The sequence below is a fragment of the Kitasatospora sp. RG8 genome, assembly GCF_017813315.1.
Lineage (GTDB): Bacteria > Actinomycetota > Actinomycetes > Streptomycetales > Streptomycetaceae > Kitasatospora.
Genome location: NZ_JAGIYX010000050.1, coordinates 25,873 through 42,204, shown reverse-complemented (window position 1 = coordinate 42,204; position 16,332 = coordinate 25,873). Strand labels below are relative to the sequence as shown.

Here is a 16,332-nt window from a genome sequence, read left to right as displayed (position 1 = left end):
CGTCCAGAAGTACGGCGTCACCATCCTCTACACCGCCCCCACCGCGATCCGCACCTTCATGAAGTGGGGAGACGACATCCCCGCCAAGTTCGACCTCTCCTCCCTGCGGGTCCTGGGCAGCGTCGGCGAGCCGATCAACCCCGAGGCCTGGATCTGGTACCGCGAACACATCGGCGCCGGCAAGACCCCGATCGTCGACACCTGGTGGCAGACCGAAACCGGCGCCATCATGATCAGCCCACTCCCCGGCGTCACCGAGACCAAGCCCGGCTCCGCCCAACGCGCCCTGCCCGGCATCGCCGCCACCGTCGTCGACGACGAGGCCCGCGAGGTCCCCAACGGCTCCGGCGGCTACCTCATCCTCACCGAACCCTGGCCCTCCATGCTGCGCACCATCTGGGGCGACGACCAGCGCTACATCGACACCTACTGGTCGCGCTTCGAGGGCCGCTACTTCGCGGGTGACGGCGCCAAGAAGGACGAGGACGGCGACATCTGGCTGCTCGGCCGGGTCGACGACGTCATGCTGGTCTCCGGCCACAACATCTCGACCACCGAGGTCGAGTCGGCCCTGGTCGGCCACCCGTCCGTCGCCGAGTCCGCCGTGGTCGGCGCCACCGACGCCACCACCGGCCAGGCCATCGTCGCCTTCGTCATCCTGCGCGGCACCGCCACCGAGAGCCCCGAGCTGGTCGAGGAACTGCGGGCGCACGTCGGCCGCACCCTGGGCCCGATCGCCAAGCCGAAGCAGGTCAAGGTGGTCGGCGAGCTGCCGAAGACCCGCTCCGGCAAGATCATGCGCCGCCTGCTGCGCGACATCGCCGAGGGCCGCGAGGTCGGCGACACCACCACGCTGGCCGACAGCACGGTGATGAACCTGATCCAGTCCCAGCTCCCGCCCGCGGGCAGCCAGGGCTGACACACCACCGCGAACGGCGGTGCACCGGGCGGCCACAACCACCCGGTGCACCGCCGTTGGCGTACCCCCCTCCCGCCGGAAATGGCAGGCGCCGGCCGGCCTACCCGTCCGACGCCGAACCGCGCCCGGCCTCCGCGGCCCCAACGACGACCGCCCCCCGCGGCCCCAGCGATGTCCGCGGCAGACAGACGGGTGACTGAACCGTTCATCGGTCGCGCTCGACCGGGCTGCCCCGTCGGCGGGCGCGGACGCTTCGGACCCGGGCCGCTCCGCGGACGGGCTGCGCCGCCGGGCGGGCAGGAGGAAGGGTTGGGAGGGGCGACCTGGGCGTCGTCGTGCCTCCGGTACATGGCTGCGCCTCGACGGTACGGCGCCGGGAAGGAGGAAACGCGCCACCCGGACGGGGCAGCGCCTGCGATCGACGGCAGGGAGGCGTTCACCAGTCTGCACTCGACCGTCTGCATTCGGCCGACTCCATCCGGGTGCCATCGGCCACCGTCGGACACCGCGCGCGGCAGCAGAGCAGGCCATTAGGCCTTGAGTCCTGAAATATGACAATAAGGATTCCTCCCTGCGCTTCCGGCTAGACTGTCAAAGACGCATCAAGATCTCCGCCGGAAGCATCCAGGGAACACCTCCCGGATCCCCCGCGGAATCCGCTGCGTCACAGGGCGCGCCGGGAAGTCTGGTCGGCACTGCACCACAGGTGCATCCGTACACCGTTCCCCGCCCCAGGAGGTCACGCGTGGCCAGCCAGCCGCCCGTCAACGAGCCGACGACCCGACGCCGCCAGCTCCTCGGCAGGCTGTCCTTCCCCGAGCGCACGTACATCACCGACGCCCTGCGCACCGAGACGGTCGGCGGCATCCTGCTGCTCGCCGCTGCGGTGGTGGCGCTGATCTGGGCAAACGTCTGGCCGCACGCGTACGAGACCGTCCTCGACTACACCGTCGGACCGTCCGGCCCGCTGCACCTGCACCTCAGCCTGGAGACCTGGGCCAACGACGGCCTGCTGACGATCTTCTTCTTCGTGGCCGGCATCGAGCTCAAGCGCGAGTTCGTGGCGGGCGAGCTGCGCAGCCCCAGCGCCGCGCTGCTACCCGTCATAGCCGCGGCCTGCGGCGTCGCACTGCCGGCGATCCTGTTCGCCCTGGCCAACTCCGGGCCCGGCGGACACCCGAGCGGCTGGGCCATCCCGACCGCCACGGACATCGCCTTCGCGCTCGGCGTGCTGGCCGTGGTCGGCAGCCACCTGCCATCCCCCCTGCGGGCCTTCCTGCTCACCCTCGCCGTGGTGGACGACCTCATCGCGATCCTGATCATCGCGATCTTCTACAGCTCCGGCATCAAGTTCTGGGCGCTCGGGCTGGCCGTGGCCGGCCTGGTGCTGTTCTGGTTCCTGCACCGGCGCGGCGTGCACGGCTGGTACCTCTTCGTCCCGCTGGCCTTCGTGAACTGGGCACTGATGCACGAGAGCGGCGTGCACGCCACGGTGGCCGGCGTCGCGATGGGCCTGATGCTCCGCTGCCACCGGGAGGGCGACGAGGAGCAGTCCCCCGGCGAGCACATCGAGCACCTGGTCCGTCCGATCTCCGCCGGGTTCGCCGTCCCCGTCTTCGCCCTGTTCGCCGCCGGGGTGACGATCAGCGGGCCGGCCCTGGGCGAGGTGTTCACCCAGGCCACCCCGCTCGGGATCATCCTCGGGCTGCTGGTCGGCAAGACCGTCGGCATCTTCGGCGGCACCTGGCTGACCGCCCGCTTCACCCGCGCCGAGCTGAACCCGCAGCTCAAATGGGCCGACATGTTCGCCCTCTCGGTGCTGGCCGGCATCGGCTTCACCGTCTCGCTGCTGATCAGCGAGCTGGCCTTCGCGGACGATCCGGCGCTGGCCGACCGCTCCAAGGCGGCCGTCCTGGTGGGCTCGCTGCTCTGCGCCGTCGTCGCCACCGTGCTGCTGAAGCTGCGCAACCGGCACTACCGCGAGCTGTGCGAGGAGGAGGACCGCGACCTCGACGGCGACGGCATCCCCGACGTCTACCAGCAGGACGATCCGGCCTGGCGGGCACGGATGGCGAAGCTGGCCAACCATCCGCATCCGGCGGAGGACGGCCCCGAGGACGGCGCCGCGTCCGGACCGACCCCTCACCGCTGAGACGCCCGCCCCGGTCCGGGGGAAGCCCCTCACCGGGGGGCCGGGGGAAGCGCCACCCAGGGCAACACCGCCCAAGGTAAGCCGCAGGGGCCACGGCATTGGCCACCGCAACGGCCTCAGCAGGGCTAGCACGGGGGACACGTCCCTCCGGCAGGGCCCCGGAGTGGTGTGCGACTGACCGCTGGGGGCATGATTCTGAGCTGTCGACAGTCCACTGACGCCTCCGGACCCCCTCCGGCCCCCGGAACCGCACCGCACGGCGGCGTCACGCCGCACAGCCGCAGAGGAGAACAGCTGATGCCCGCAGGAGCCGCAGACCCGTCCAGCAACGGCCGGGCGCCCTACGAGGGCGAGCGTTCGGTCGGGCAGCTGTTCGCGGCGGCCACCGCCGACCTGTCCGCACTCGTCCACGACGAGATCGCGCTCGCCAAGGCCGAGCTGCGGGCGGACGTCAAGCGCGGCGTCTCCGGCGGCGTCTCGCTGACGGTCGCCGGTGTGGTGGCGCTGGCCTCCGTCCCGATGCTGAGCGCCGCGGCGGCCTTCGGCATTCACGCGCTGGGCGTCTCGCTCGGCTGGTCCTTCCTCATCGTGGCCGGTGCCTACCTGCTGCTCGCGGTACTGCTCGGGCTGATGGCCTGGCGCTCGTTCAAGCGGATCGAGAAGCCGCGCCGCACCATCGAGGGCGCCCAGAAGACCGCCGACGTGCTGAAGAACGCCCGTCCGCGCCCCGCCACCCAGGAGGAGATCGACCGGGCCCTGGGCCGCATCCCGTAAGCCCGGCGCCCCGGCGGCCCGTCTCTCGTAGGCCCGCCGCCCGGCGGCCCGTCTCTCGTAGGCCCGCCGCCCGGCGGCCCGTCCCTGCGCCCCGCCCGTACGCCCGCCCACCCGTGGGCCCGCCCGTACGCCGGGAGCAGGGCGCCGGCGGGGAGGCGGCAGGGCGGCAGCAGGACGGACGGCAGCCCTGCCCGTGGTCTGACGCACCGAGAACGAGTGCCGGGCGCGTGTCCGGCGTAGGGATGTGACACGCTCTCGGTATGCCGCTTGACCAGAAGCCCGCGTCCGCGCAGCCGTCCGCCGACTCCGGCCCCGACCGCACGGGCGGCCAGGGCGCCGTTGACGAGGCCGCCGACGGCGTGACCGCGGTCGCCGACGACGGCACCGCGGCGTCCGTGCCCGGTCACGCCTGGGACGTCCGGCAGGCGGGCCCCTGGACGCACCGCGACCTCGCGGCCAACGGCGCCCGGTTCCACATCGCCGAGCTGGGCAAGGGCCCGCTGGTCCTGCTGGTGCACGGCTGGCCGGAGTACTGGTGGGCCTGGCGCCACCAGCTGACCGCGCTCGCCGAGGCCGGCTACCGGGCCGTCGCGGTCGACCTGCGGGGCGTCGGCGGCAGCGACCGGACCCCTCGCGGGTACGACCCGGGCAACCTCGCCCTGGACATCACCGGCGTGATCCGCTCGCTCGGCGAACGCCGGGCCCACCTGGTCGGCCACGCCTCCGGCGGCACGCTGTCCTGGGTGGCGGCGGTGATGCGGCCGTCGGTGATCCAGAGCCTCACCGTGGTGTCCGCCGCACACCCGCGCGACCTGCGCCGGGCACTGCTGACCGACCGCCGCCAGATGGCCGCCTTCGACCACGTGCTGGGCTTCCAGCGGCCGTGGATACCGGAGCGCCGCCTGGTGGCCGACGACGGCGAACTGGTCGGCCGCTACCTGGACGCCTGGACCGGCCGCAACCAGCTGGACCGGGCGGCGGTGGCCGCGTACCGGCAGGCGATCCAGATCCCCAGCACCGCGCACTGCTCGATCGAGCCCTACCGCTGGCTGCTGCGGTCGATGGCGCGCCCGGACGGCATCCAGTTCGCCCGACGGATGAAGAAGCCGATCACCGCGCCCACCCTGCACGTCCAGGGCGCCGCGGACCCGGTGCTGCTGTCGCACACCGCGCTCGGCGGTGGCGAGTACGTGGCCGCGCCGTACCGCTGGCGGCTGCTTCCCGGGATCGGGCACTTCCCGCACGAGGAGGCACCGGAGGAGTTCACCTCCGAGCTGCTGGACTGGATCGGCCGGCACAAGGACTGAGGCCCTGGTCGGCCGGTGCCCAGGTGGCCGGTGTCCAGGTGTCCGTGCCCAGGTGGCCGGTGCCCATGTGTCCGGCGTCCAGGTGGCCGGTGCCCATGTGTCCGGCGTCCAGGTGGCCGGTGCCCATGTGTCCGGCGTCCAGGTGGCCGGTCGCCCGGAGGCCGACCCCGGGGGAACCGGCCATCCGCGGCCCGCCGGCAGGGAACCCTCGGCGGCGGGCTCCGCCGCCGACGGGATGAGTGCGGAACGCGTCCTGCCCAGGGCCATGGGTCCCAACTCCCCTGATGTTGAGCTCATATGACAAACGCATAGGACAAGTTGGACCCTGTGCAGGCGGTTACGCCGACCGGCCCAGGGGCATCCATTGCGGTATGACCTGGATGCCCGATCGCGACAGCGCTCCACGCGGCCGACGCCACAACAGCTCGCAGAGGTCCGGACACCGCCCCGACTGGGCGGACGACCTCGGATACGACGGCGTGGACCGCCGTCAGCGCTCGGCGCAGCGCCAGCTCGGCATCCCACACATCCTCGGCCGCCGCGCCCGCTGGGTGGGCGCACGGCTGCGGCGCGAGACCTGAGGCCCCGCGCCGCGCGCCCCCGGCGGCAGATCGGCCCCTGAAGCAGGACGGTTGACCACCGTCGGCGGCCGCTGTGAACCAGAGCAGCACGAAGGCGGCCGCCGACACGATCGGCACCAACGCCCTGGTCCCGACCTCGTCGCCGCCGCGCTTGATCAGCACCGCCTCGTAGCGCTCCTGGTGCGGCCAGAACAGCGGTGCACCCTGCTCGGTCACTGCCCCCTTCACGGCCAGTTCCCTGCCCGGTCAGTGCCCTGCTCGGTCAGTGCCGACCTCGGTCAGCGCCCCGCCCGGTCAGCGCCCCGCCCGGTCAGGCTGTCGCCCCGCAGGTGCGTCGGCGTGCCCGGCGCCGCCGCGTACGGCAGCCGGCCCGGCGGGGCCCCGGAGATCCACGCCGCAACGCGACAGAGGAGCCCGGAGACGGGGGCCGAGGGAGTCGGCGATCGTCCGTCGTGGTGGTCGAGGTCCGGCAGTGGCGCGGCGCCCGTGCACAAGGCCGTGGGCGGGTCGGGAAACGCGGACACGGACGCGGACGTCACCAGAGCCGCCGCACGCCCCTGGCGGGCGCCGGAGCACGCCAGCGCGTCTCAGAGCGCGCAGCCCTGGGTGTCCACCCTGCCGGTCGCCGTACTGCCCTGGGCCGCGTCCTCACGCACCTCGGCGGCGGTCAGCACGTACCCGGTGTCCACGCTGTCGAGCGACTTGGCGAAGACCACGCCGAACACCTGGCCGTCCGGGGTGAGCAGCGGGCCGCCGCTGTTGCCCTGGCGGACCAGCGAGCGCACCGAGTAGACGTCGCGGACCACCTGGCCGCGGTGGTAGATGTCCGGGCCGTTGGCCTGGATCCGGCCGCGGATACGGGCCGGCTGGACGTTGAACGAGCCGTTCTCGGGGAAGCCCGCCACGATCGCGCTGTCGTTGGTCTTCGCCTCACCCGCGAAGGTGAGCGGGGGCGCGTTGAGCTTGGGCACGTCCAGGATCGCGATGTCGCGCTGCCAGTCGTAGCGGACGACGGTCGCGTCGTACAGCTGGCCGGTGCCGCCGATCTGCACGGTGGGCTCGTCGACGCCGCCGACCACGTGGGCGTTGGTCATCACCCGGTGCGGGGCGTAGACGAAACCGCTGCCCTCCAGGGTCTTGCCGCAGGAGGGGGCGGTGCCGACCACCTTGACCAGGCTCTGTTTGGCCCTGGCCACCGCCGGGCTGGCGGCCAGCGCCGGGTCGGGGGTGTCGACCTGGGTGATCGGCTCGTGCTCGAAGGGGTTGAAGACCTGCGGGAAGCCGTTGCGGGCGAGCACCTTGGAGAAGTCGGAGAACCAGTTGGGCGCGTCCGACGGCAGGGCGTCCTGGACGCCGCCGAGCACGGCCGAGGAGCGGACCTGCTTGGAGACGGTCGGCAGGGACGTCCCGGCGAGCGCCGACCCGATCAGCCAGGCCACCAGCAGCATCGAGATCACGTTGACCACCGCGCCGCCGGCCGCGTCCAGCGCCTTGGCCGGGCGCCGGTCGATGTGACCACGCAGCTTCCAGCCGAAGTGGGTGGTGACCGCCTGGCCGATCGCCGCGAGCACGATGACCACCACCACGGCGATCACCGAGGCGGTGGTGCCGGGGCTGAGGTGGTCGAGCAGTAGCGGCAGCAGTTGGACGGCGATCAGGCCGCCGCCGAGGAAGCCGAGGACCGACATGACGCCGACCACGAAGCCCTGCCGGTAGCCCGACACGGCGAATCCCACGGCGGCGGCGATCAGCAGCAGATCCAGGACGTTCACCCCGACACCCTCCCACGGCCGGCCGGGCGGCCGTGCCGGGAGCCGTGCGGTCGACCGTTCCAGTAGCCGTGAGAACAACTGTACGGACCGCGGGGACGGAAGCCGTAAGGACGGCCCCGGGACCCGTGCGGACGGCCGCGCGGACCGCCGCACGGCCCGGCCTCAGGACCGCCCCACAGGCCGGCCTGCGGACCGCCGGACCGCCGGCCGGTCACGTCTTCCTGACGTCGCCGCCCAGCAGCGCACGGGAGCGGTCGAGGTCGCCCTGCACCAGTTCGATCGCATCGTCGGACAGGTCGACCGTCCGCGAGGTGTCCCAGGGCAGCTCCAGGCCGCTGTGGTGCAGCACCCGGTCGATCACCCCGGCGGTGAACCCCCAGACCAGCCGGCCGGCGACCGCGAAGGCCGGGCCGAGGTGGCCGGAGGGGTGGCGCAGCCGGACCCGGTTGGCCGGGTCGGTCAGCTCGGCGATCGGCACCCGGAACACCGCGCCGGTCTCGCCCGCGTCCACCGGCCTGACCGGCGACTCCGTGCGCCACCAGCCCAGCACCGGGGTCACGACGAAGCGGCTGACCGGGATGTAGAGGGCGGGCAGGGCGGCGAAGACCTGCACCCCGGACGGGTCCAGGCCGGTCTCCTCCCACGCCTCGCGCAGCGCGGCCGCGACCGGGCCGGGCCCCGCCGGGTCCCCGTCCTCCGGGTCCAGTGCGCCACCGGGGAAGGACGGCTGGCCGGCGTGCGAGCGCAGCGACCGGGCCCGCTCGATCAGCAGCAGGTCCGGCCCGGCCTCACCCTCGCCGAAGAGCACCAGGACGGCCGCGGCGCGTCCGCCCTCGGCGGGCGGCAGGAAGCGGCTCAGCTGCTCGGGCAGTACCCGCTCGGCGGCGTCCCGGACCGGCTCCAGCCACCCCGGCAGCCCGTCCCGCTCGATCCTCGCGGTCACTCGGCCACCGCCAGGTCCGCGACCTGCCCCTTGTGCGCGGCGGCATCGGCCCGCGCCGCCGCCTCCCCGGGGAAGTCGGCGGGCGGCCGCAGCCGCTGGCCGGGCTGCCCGCCCATCTCGTACTTGAGCAGCTTCTTCGCCTTCTCCGGGTCCAGCTCGCCCTCCCCGTACGACGGGCAGAGCGGCGCGATCGGGCAGGCACCACAGGCCGGCTTGCGGGAGTGGCAGATCCGCCGGCCGTGGAAGACCACCCGGTGGGAGAGCATCGTCCACTCCGACTTCGGGAAGATCTCCGCGACGGCCGCCTCGACCTTCTCCGGGTCCTCCTCCGCCGTCCACCCGAACCGCCGCGCCAGCCGGCCGAAGTGGGTGTCCACGGTGATCCCCGGGACCCCGAACGCGTTGCCCAGCACCACGTTGGCGGTCTTCCGGCCGACGCCCGGGAGCGTGACCAGGTCCGCCAGCCGGCCGGGGACCTCGCCGCCGAAGTCGTCCCGCAGGGCGATCGAGAGGCCGATCAGCGACTTCGCCTTGGCCCGGAAGAACCCGGCCGGCCGGATGATCTCCTCCAGCTCCTCCGGCACCGCCGCCGCCATGTCCTCCGGCGTCGGGTACTTCGCGAACAGGGCGGGCGTCGTCTGGTTCACCCGCAGGTCGGTGGTCTGCGCCGACAGCACGGTGGCCACCAGCAGCTCGAACGGGTTGTCGAAGTCCAGCTCCGGGTGCGCGTACGGATACAGCTCCGCCAGCTCCCGGTTGATCTTCCGTGCCCGCCGCACCATCGCCAGGTGCGACTCCGGCTTCCTCGGCTTCACCGCGGACTTCGCCTTCGGCGCGGACTCTGCCTTCGGTGCGGACTCCGCCTTCGGCGCGGACTTCGCCCTCGGCGCGGCCGCCTTCCGGACCTTGCTCTCTGCCATGCCCGAAGGCTACGCCGCCCGGTCGACGGCCGGGGGCACTTCACGACCGATGGACGAGCGCCTTCCGCACCCCCGTCCGACCCCCGTCCGCACCCCGTCCGACCGCCGCCGGCTGTCCGCCGGGGGTCCTCCCGACTGCACGCAGGCCGCGACGACACCGGCGCCGGGCACTCGCCGGCGCCGGTCCGGACGGCACGTCAGACGGAGCGGTGGGCCTTCCTGCGGCGCAGCGCGACAGTGGTGCCGCCACCGGCGAGGACCAGCACCGCGGCCACGCCGGCGAGCGCGGCGGCGCTGCCGTCCGTGCCGGTCTCGGCGAGGTCGGAGCCGCCTTCCGCGGGCGCCTGGGCGCTGTTGGTCTTCATGGTGCTCTGGACCCAGTCCGCGTAGGCGGGCGCGCTGGTGTAGAGCCCCGGTCCTGCGGAGCACGGCACCTTCGGGGCCCCGGGGCCCGAGGTGACCCCGACGAGCTCCCACCGTTCGTCCCGGCCCTTCTGGAGCTGCGGGCCGCCGGAGTCCCCGAAGCACGCCATGGCCTTGGGCGTGGAGCTGATCGTGCACAGCCGGGTCGGGCCCGCGTAGCCGGGTGCGCACTCCGACTCGGCACCCAGGCGGGTGTTCAGCTCCTGGAGCCGGTCCGGGAACTTGAACTGGCCGTCGGCGGTGGTGCCGAAGCCGAGGAGCCGGGTCGGGGCACCCGGCCGCCCCGCCTGCTCGGCGATCCTGACGGGCTGCTCGGTGACCGGTCGGTCGAGGCGGACCAGCGCGAGGTCGTCCTTGTTGGCGGCCTTCGACTCGCCGCTCAGGTAGCCGGGGTGGACGAAGGTCCGGTCGATCTTCCGGACGGTGCCCCCGGTCTTCCGCTGGTCGCTGCCGACGCGGACGATCCCCTCCAACTCAAGGCCCTCGCCCGTGACGCAGTGTGCCGCCGTCAGCACCCACTGCCGGTCGATCAGCGACGCTCCGCAGTTGCCGTCCAGCAGCCCGAGGGTGGGAGCCGACTCGGGGATCGTCGCCATGAACGGGTAGCTCTCGGTGGAGTCGCCACCGTTGACGATCGCACCGGCACTGCCCGCCATGAGGGTGGCGCAGGCGGCGACAGCCAGAGCACCGACGGCGGCGGTGCGGGCAGTACGGCGACGAGACGGCTTCAGGCTGAACACGGAACGTTCCCTTTGCTCGGAAATGCGTACGCGTTCAGCCTGCTCATCGAAGATCCATCGGGCCACGGTGGTAGCCGGTGGACACACGGTCGGGGCAGCAGGCCCGGAGGCGGTGGGGTTATCCCCCCGGCTTTCGCGGTGGCGGCGAGGTGCGCCGCCGGGCCGTTCCGCCGCTGCTCGGCGGCGTGCCCCCGGCAAGGCGGCACGCGCGTCGTCGCAAGCGGCCGCCGATGGAGGTTCCTCGGGCTTGTTCCTCGGGTCGTTCCTCGGGCCTCGACCCCTTGTGAAGTTAGTCGTCGCGACGATAGTCTGCGCGTAGAGCAACTGCCGAGGGGGCGGGCTCGGGACGAGGGGATGCGGACCATGTGGAGCCACGAGTACACGGGTGAGACGGCATCGGCGGCGGAGGCGGTCTGGGCGGTCCTGCGGGACCTCGACGGCTGGGCGCGCTGGGACGGCTCGATGGAGGTCGTGTCGCTGCTCGGGCCCTTCGAGGTGGGGAGCAGGGTTTCGATGACGCCGAAGGGGCAGGATCCGATCGTCTCGGTGATCACGGCGATCGAGGAGAACGCGCTGTACGCCGACCGAACCGAGTTCGGCGGGGTCGAGCTGCGCTTCAGCCACGCGCTGAGCCCGCTCGCGGGTGGCGGCACGCAGGTGGTGCACCGGCTGGAGATCTCGGGCCCGGCCGCCGACGAGATCGCTCCGGAGCTGGGCCCCGCCATCACGGAGGACTTCCCCGAGGCGATGGCCGCCCTGTTCGCGTACGCCGCCGGGGACACCGGGAACGGCGCATGAGCGGCGCGACGGACGGGCGGAGGAGCGCCGGGGGCGTCGAGGGCACCGGACGCACCGGAGACGCCGGACCCACCGGGGACGCCGGACCCACCGGGGACGCCGTGGGTGCCGAGGGCGTCGACGGACCGGACTACAGTCCGGGCTTCTGGCTCTGGCACGCGACGCTGCGCTGGCAGCGGCGGATCACGGCGGCCCTGGCGCCGTTCGACCTGACGCATGCGCAGTTCGTCCTGCTCTCCTGTGCCTGGTGGCTCAACGAGCAGGGCGCGGTACCCAATCAGCAGGCGCTGGCCCGGCAGGCCGGGACCGACGTGAAGATGACCTCGCAACTGGTGCGGAAGCTGGAGGCCAAGGGCCTTCTGGACCGTGAGACGGACCCGCAGGACACCCGCGCGCGCCGACTGCGGATCACCCCGCGCGGGGCGGAACTCGCGCAGGCCGCCATCGTCGAGGTGGAGCGGGTGGACGCGGCCTTCTTCCGACCCGCGGAACAGCCGGATGGCCCGGCGGACCGCCCGGGCAAGGGACTGGGCGGCGGGCCGGCCGCGGGGCTGGACAGCCGGGCGCTGAGCGCCCTGCTCCGACGCCTGGCCGAGGCGCCCGAGCAGGAGTAGCGCAGGTGGCCTTCGAGCCGACCGGGCCGGCCCCGGCCCTCGACCACGCCCGCCGGCTCCACCGGGCCGGGGCCGCCGGCGAGCGCGCCCGGCGGGCGGTGCGGCGCCTGCTCGGACCGCCCGCCGCGGCCGACGGGTCGGCCGGGCCGGCCGCCCTGCCGGAGCCGGGCGAGTGCTGACCGAGGCAGCCGGGTGTGCCCCGGCGCCTCCCCCGTGGGCGCCGGGGCACACCCCCGGTCGAGGGCGTCCGGCTCAGCGCCGGTACAGCGCGTCCAGTTCGCCGAAGCCCAGCGCGCCGTCCAGCTCCGTCAGGGTGCCCGCGCCGAGCAGCTCGGCGGCGGCCCGGCGGGCCGCGGTGTACGCGACCTGGGCCAGGCCGGTGCCGACGCTGATCCGCCGCACCCCGGCGGCGGCGAGTTCGGCCACGGCCGGACCGCCGGGGACCGCCATCGCGTTCACCGGCAGCGGGGACGCGGCGCAGAGCCGGGCGAGCGCGTCGAGGTCGAGCAGCCCGGGGACGAAGAGGCCGTCCGCCCCGGCCTCCGCGTACGCCGCCGCACGGGCCAGCACGTCGTCGAGCCGGCCCTCGGCCGGGCCGATCCCGAACAGGAAGACGTCCGTCCGGGCGTTCACCACCAGCTCCGGAAGCCCCGCCCCGGCGGCGGCCTCCCGGGCGGCGCCCAGCCGGGCGGCCTGCTCGGCCACCGGGAAGAGCGGGCCGCCGGGGGTGGTCGAGTCCTCCAGGTTCACGCCGGCCGCGCCCGCGCCGATGAGCGCCCGGACGGTGTCCGCGACGTCGGCGGGCCGCGGGCCGTAGCCGCCCTCGGCGTCGACGGTCACCGGCAGGTCGACGGCGGCGGCGATCCGGCGGGCCGCTTCGACCGCCTCCGGCCGGCCGAGCTGCTGGCCGTCGCCGCGGCCGAGCGACCAGGAGACGCCGCCGCTGGTGGAGGCGATCGCGGCCGCACCGGCCGAGGCGATGACGGCGGCGCTGCCGGCGTCCCAGGCGTTCGGCAGGACGAGCACCCCGCCGGGCACCCCGTCCGCCACCAGCGCCCGCAGCCGCAGCGCCCGCTCCCGGAGCGACGCGGACGACGCGGACGACGCGGACGACGCGGACGACGCGAGCGTCATGCTGGACGCGGGCGACGTCGTGGTGCAGGTGTCAGTGGACATGCGGGGTCACCGTCTTTCGTGCGGTCGGGCTCTCGGGCGGTCGTGCCGTCTTGCATCGGGCTGCCGACGACCTGAATCCTGCGCCCGGGACCGGCACCGCCTCCATCGATTCAGCTGAGACCGAATCCTCGGCCGGGTCCCCACGACGCCGAAGGGCACAGCGCCCGGCGCCGCAGCGGGCGGACCAGCACCTCACCGCCCTGTGCCGACAGGCCCGCCGGCGTGTTCCGCGGGCCGGACCGGCGGTACGAATGGCCCCGCGCAGCGCACCTCGGCGCACCCCCTCCTCATATGATCGGAGCGACATGCGCCATGCTTGGTGATGCAGAGCACTGTACGAACTTGCGCCGACGGGCTTGACAGCCGGACGGCCGAGAAGGAGGAAGCACGTGGACGACGTTCTGCGGCGCGCCGCACTCTTCGCGGCACTCGACGACGAACAGGCCGGCGAGCTGCGCGCTTCCATGACCGAGGTCACCCTCGCCCGCGGTGAGTCGCTGTTCCACGAGGGCGACCCGGGCGACCGGCTGTACGTCGTCGCCGAGGGCAAGGTGAAGCTGCACCGCGCCTCGCCGGACGGCCGCGAGAACATGCTCGCCGTCCTCGGCCCCAGCGAGATGATCGGCGAGCTGTCGCTGTTCGACCCGGGCCCGCGCACCGCCACGGCGAGCGCGCTGACCGAGGTGAAGCTGCTCGGCCTCGGCCACGGTGACCTCCAGCCCTGGCTGCACGCCCGCCCCGAGGTCTCGATCGCGCTGCTGCGCGCCATCGCCCGCCGGCTCCGCCGGACCAACGACGTGATGTCCGACCTGGTCTTCTCCGACGTGCCCGGGCGCGTCGCGAAGGCCCTGCTGGACCTCTCCCGCCGCTTCGGCGTGCAGTCCGAGGAGGGCATCCACGTCGCCCACGACCTCACCCAGGAGGAGCTGGCCCAGCTGGTCGGCGCCTCCCGCGAGACGGTCAACAAGGCGCTCGCCGACTTCGCCGGCCGCGGCTGGCTGAAGCTGGAGGCCCGCGCGGTGGTCCTGATGGACGTCGAGCGCCTCTCCCGCCGCTCGCGCTGACCGTCCGGGCGCGCCCACCCGGGCACGCTCACGCCGAGGGCCCGTACACCGATGGGTGTACGGGCCCTCGCGCTTGCCGGTGTGCGGTCCGGTCGGACCGGGCCGGACCAGGTCGGGCAGCTTGGACCGGGTCGGACCGGGTCAGATCAGCCCGTGCTCCTCCAGGTACTGCAGCTGGGCCAGGACCGACAGCTCGGCGGCCGGCCAGAGCGAGCGGTCCACGTCCGCGTAGACCCGGGCCACCACCTCGGGCGCCGTCCGCAGGCCGGCCTCGACCGCCGTCTCCACCTGGGCGAGCCGGCCGGCCCGGTGCGCGAGGTAGTAGTCGACGGCCCCGAGCGCGTCCGCGAGCACCGGCCCGTGGCCGGGCAGCACGGTGCGTACGCCGTGCTCGGAGGCCATCGTGTGCAGGTGGCGCAGCGAGTCCAGGTAGTCGCCGAGGCGGCCGTCGGGGTGGGCGACCATCGTGGTGCCGCGTCCCAGGACGGTGTCACCGGTCAGGATCGCGCCGTCGGCCGGCAGGTGGAAGGTCAGCGAGTCCGAGGTGTGCCCGGGGGTGGCGACCACCCGCAGGTCGAGGCCGCCGACGTCCAGCCGCTGCCCGTTGGTCAGCCCCTCGGAGCCGAGCCGGTACGCCGGGTCCAGGGCGCGGACCTCCGTCCCGGTGAGCTCGGCGAACCGGGCGGCGCCCTCGGAGTGGTCGGCGTGGCCGTGGGTGAGCAGGGTGAGCGCGATGCGCTTGCCCTGCTGCTCGGCGGTCTCGATCACCCGGCGCAGGTGACCCTCGTGGAGCGGGCCCGGGTCGACGACCACCGCGAGGTCGGAGCCGGGCTCGGAGAGCAGCCAGGTGTTGGTGCCGTCCAGCGTCATCGGGGACGGGTTCGGCGCCAACACGCAGAGTGCCCGGGGGGTGGCCTCGCCGCCGATGGCGGCGGCGGGGTCACCCGGGAGGAGTCCGCTCACCGGCCGCCCTCGCTGACCCGGTGCAACAGCCGCGACGGAACGGCCCGGACGAGGGCGCGCTGCACCACCTCCGGGAAGGGGACGGAGTCGCCGTCACCGGGGAGGGTGCGGGTGGTCAGGCTGCGGGCGGGCATCGAGCGCGCCGTCCGGCGAGCCACGTCGTTGTGGGTCATCGGGCGTCGGTCCTTCCTCGGTAGGTTTCCGGAACTCCGGTGGTCTGTGGGTTTCGGTGGTCCGCGGACATCAGCAGTCGGCGGACATCAGCGGTCGGCGGGAAAGTCCCCGTCGATGGTGAGCTCCTCGTACCCCGGCCAGCGGACCGTCATCCGGTCGCCCCGCACCTCGGCCCGGCCGAGGACCGGGTCCAGCGACCGGCCCGCGGCCGCGTCGAGGGCCTCGGCGGCGCCGCTCACCGGCAGCAGCTCGCGCAGCACCGTGACGGTGGGCGGCAGCATGCCGAACCGGCCCTCCTCGTGGCCGCGGACCGCCTCGGCCGGGGTCAGCCAGGCGACCCGGTCGGCCTCGCCGACCTCCAGCGCGGCGCGCTGGCCCGGCGGCAGGGCCGCCACGAAGAACCAGGTGTCGTACCGGCGCTCCTCGAACTCGGGGGTGACCCAGCGGGCCCAGCAGGCCAGCAGGTCACTGCGGAGCAGCAGGTCGTGCTTGCGGAGGAAGTCGGCGAAGGAGAGTTCGTGGGCCTCCAGGGCGGCGCGCTCGGCGCTCCAGTCCCGGGGCTCGGCCGTACTGGCGGCGTCCGGGCCGGCCAGCAGGACGCCGGCCTCCTCGAAGGTCTCGCGGACGGCCGCGCAGACCACCGCCTGCGCGGTCCGGGCGTCCACGCCGAGCCGCTCGGCCCACTCCTGCGGGCCCGGGCCGGCCCAGCCGATCTCGGCCTCGGCGTCGCGCGGGTCCACCCCGCCGCCCGGGTAGGCGTACATGCCGGCGGCGAAGGCCATCGAGGTGCGCCGTCGCAGCAGGTAGGCCTCCGGCCCGGCGGCCGCGTCCCGCAGCAGCACCACGGTGGCGGCGGGCCGGGGAACCGGCGGGGTCAGCTCGCCGGATTCGACCGCCCGGATCCGGGCAGGCCAGCCCGGCGGCATCGGGAGCGTCGTTGCTCGATGGTCCATGCCCGGATGCTAAGCGCACGGAGGCGGGGTTGGACAGGGCCAACCCCGCCTCGTGATCT

Annotated in this window: 17 protein-coding genes; 9 read left to right on the top strand and 8 right to left on the bottom strand. The window is 74.1% G+C overall.

Going from position 1 to position 16,332, the window contains the following annotated elements; genetic code table 11:
• From J5Y04_RS39400 to J5Y04_RS39380, 5 genes are all read left to right on the top strand, one after another.
• On the top strand, positions 1-919 hold a 919-nt coding region (locus tag J5Y04_RS39400), incomplete at its 5' end, for an AMP-binding protein (RefSeq protein WP_209417344.1).
• A 745-nt stretch (positions 920-1,664) separates the two neighbouring features.
• Positions 1,665-3,071, top strand: a complete 1,407-nt coding sequence (gene nhaA / locus J5Y04_RS39395) for a Na+/H+ antiporter NhaA (RefSeq protein ID WP_209417343.1) — start codon at positions 1,665-1,667, stop codon at positions 3,069-3,071.
• A gap of 297 nt (positions 3,072-3,368) precedes the next feature.
• Positions 3,369-3,845: a phage holin family protein gene (locus J5Y04_RS39390; protein ID WP_209417342.1), complete on the top strand. Its 477-nt coding sequence runs from the start codon at positions 3,369-3,371 to the stop codon at positions 3,843-3,845.
• A 260-nt stretch (positions 3,846-4,105) separates the two neighbouring features.
• Positions 4,106-5,152, top strand: coding sequence for an alpha/beta fold hydrolase (locus J5Y04_RS39385; protein WP_209417341.1), 1,047 nt, complete (start codon positions 4,106-4,108; stop codon positions 5,150-5,152).
• A 371-nt stretch (positions 5,153-5,523) separates the two neighbouring features.
• Positions 5,524-5,733: a hypothetical protein gene (locus J5Y04_RS39380; protein ID WP_209417340.1), complete on the top strand. Its 210-nt coding sequence runs from the start codon at positions 5,524-5,526 to the stop codon at positions 5,731-5,733.
• Between the two features lie 587 nt (positions 5,734-6,320).
• On the opposite strand, the gene J5Y04_RS39375 is transcribed toward J5Y04_RS39380, so the two are convergent.
• From J5Y04_RS39375 to J5Y04_RS39360, 4 genes are all read right to left on the bottom strand, one after another.
• Positions 6,321-7,505 carry a MarP family serine protease gene (locus J5Y04_RS39375; protein ID WP_148644074.1) on the bottom strand — a complete coding sequence of 395 codons (1,185 nt, stop codon included), beginning with the start codon at positions 7,503-7,505 and terminating at the stop codon, positions 6,321-6,323.
• Between the two features lie 211 nt (positions 7,506-7,716).
• The gene (locus J5Y04_RS39370; protein ID WP_209417339.1) at positions 7,717-8,448 is read right to left on the bottom strand and encodes a CoA pyrophosphatase; all 732 of its coding nucleotides are present in this window, start codon (positions 8,446-8,448) and stop codon (positions 7,717-7,719) included.
• Entirely contained in the window at positions 8,445-9,368 is a 924-nt protein-coding gene (nth, locus tag J5Y04_RS39365) for an endonuclease III (RefSeq protein WP_245206372.1), read from the bottom strand. The genes J5Y04_RS39370 and nth overlap by 4 nt, the downstream gene beginning before the upstream one ends.
• Before the next feature lie 197 nt (positions 9,369-9,565).
• Positions 9,566-10,531: a trypsin-like serine protease gene (locus J5Y04_RS39360; protein ID WP_209417338.1), complete on the bottom strand. Its 966-nt coding sequence runs from the start codon at positions 10,529-10,531 to the stop codon at positions 9,566-9,568.
• Positions 10,532-10,894: 363 nt separating this feature from the next.
• On the opposite strand from J5Y04_RS39360, the gene J5Y04_RS39355 reads away from it, so the two are divergent.
• Genes J5Y04_RS39355 through J5Y04_RS39345 form a run of 3 tightly spaced genes read left to right on the top strand, consistent with a single transcriptional unit; the run spans position 10,895 to position 12,122 of the window.
• Complete coding sequence (locus tag J5Y04_RS39355) at positions 10,895-11,329, top strand: SRPBCC family protein (protein WP_209417337.1); 435 nt, start codon at positions 10,895-10,897, stop codon at positions 11,327-11,329.
• The gene (locus tag J5Y04_RS39350; protein WP_209417336.1) at positions 11,326-11,943 is read left to right on the top strand and encodes a MarR family winged helix-turn-helix transcriptional regulator; all 618 of its coding nucleotides are present in this window, start codon (positions 11,326-11,328) and stop codon (positions 11,941-11,943) included. Before J5Y04_RS39355 ends, J5Y04_RS39350 begins: the two co-directional genes overlap by 4 nt.
• 5 nt (positions 11,944-11,948) lie before the next feature.
• A complete protein-coding gene (locus J5Y04_RS39345) occupies positions 11,949-12,122 on the top strand; it encodes a hypothetical protein (protein ID WP_209417335.1) in 174 nt (57 codons plus the stop codon).
• Between the two features lie 73 nt (positions 12,123-12,195).
• Here J5Y04_RS39345 and J5Y04_RS39340 read toward each other — a convergent pair whose 3' ends face one another.
• Positions 12,196-13,077, bottom strand: a complete 882-nt coding sequence (locus tag J5Y04_RS39340; RefSeq protein ID WP_209417350.1) for an isocitrate lyase/phosphoenolpyruvate mutase family protein — start codon at positions 13,075-13,077, stop codon at positions 12,196-12,198.
• Between the two features lie 431 nt (positions 13,078-13,508).
• Between J5Y04_RS39340 and J5Y04_RS39335 the strand changes: the two genes are divergently transcribed.
• The gene (locus J5Y04_RS39335; RefSeq protein ID WP_030240972.1) at positions 13,509-14,183 is read left to right on the top strand and encodes a Crp/Fnr family transcriptional regulator; all 675 of its coding nucleotides are present in this window, start codon (positions 13,509-13,511) and stop codon (positions 14,181-14,183) included.
• 141 nt (positions 14,184-14,324) lie between these two features.
• Here the strand turns inward: J5Y04_RS39335 and J5Y04_RS39330 are convergent, their stop codons facing one another.
• The 3 genes from J5Y04_RS39330 to J5Y04_RS39320 form a co-directional block, all read right to left on the bottom strand.
• Positions 14,325-15,146 (bottom strand): MBL fold metallo-hydrolase, encoded by an 822-nt coding sequence (locus tag J5Y04_RS39330; RefSeq protein WP_307853533.1) that lies wholly within the window; start codon positions 15,144-15,146, stop codon positions 14,325-14,327.
• Positions 15,143-15,319 (bottom strand): hypothetical protein, encoded by a 177-nt coding sequence (locus tag J5Y04_RS39325; RefSeq protein WP_209417334.1) that lies wholly within the window; start codon positions 15,317-15,319, stop codon positions 15,143-15,145. The genes J5Y04_RS39330 and J5Y04_RS39325 overlap by 4 nt, the downstream gene beginning before the upstream one ends.
• A gap of 87 nt (positions 15,320-15,406) precedes the next feature.
• Positions 15,407-16,273, bottom strand: coding sequence for an NUDIX hydrolase (locus tag J5Y04_RS39320; protein ID WP_245206370.1), 867 nt, complete (start codon positions 16,271-16,273; stop codon positions 15,407-15,409).
• Positions 16,274-16,332: the final 59 nt, after the last annotated feature.